Source organism: Methylovorus sp. MM2 (assembly GCF_001648895.1).
Taxonomy (GTDB): domain Bacteria; phylum Pseudomonadota; class Gammaproteobacteria; order Burkholderiales; family Methylophilaceae; genus MM1.
Genome location: NZ_LXUF01000007.1, coordinates 1 through 412, shown reverse-complemented (window position 1 = coordinate 412; position 412 = coordinate 1). Strand labels below are relative to the sequence as shown.

The window sequence follows — 412 nt, the reverse complement described above, 5'->3', positions numbered from 1 at the left end:
TGAGCGTCTCGTGGGTGGACGGGATGCTCACCCGCAGGTGGTCGCCCGGAGCCAGCTCGCTTTGCGCTTCCAGCAGCAGCCCGCTGGCGGACAGGTCCCGGCACAGGGCCACCGACTCGCGGCCTTCGCAGCGGATGGTGACCGGGGTGTCGAGCTTCATGCGGATGAAGTCGCGCTTCTCGCTGTAGTTGTGCTCGATGGGCTGCATGGGCTGATCCTCATGGTCAGGGCGATGGGAGGGCGACTGGCAATCCTGGCGATTATCGTCAAAGTTTATACCGTGCGGACGGGATCGGACGGACAAAGGCGGATTTTCCGGCAAAGGTCAACGGCTTGAACTGCTCAACGGATGGGAGTACCGTCTGCGCCTTGTCGAACCCCGTAGCCGCGCTGTTGTCACTTACAATAAGCG

At 62.4% G+C, this 412-nt stretch carries 1 protein-coding gene; it reads right to left on the bottom strand.

Annotated features, from left to right (window positions below; all coding sequences use genetic code 11):
• Positions 1 to 208 (bottom strand): cyclic di-GMP-binding protein PilZ (gene pilZ / locus A7981_RS11810; protein WP_082889269.1); only part of this gene is annotated, 208 nt, incomplete at its 3' end.
• Positions 209 to 412 lie beyond the last annotated feature (204 nt).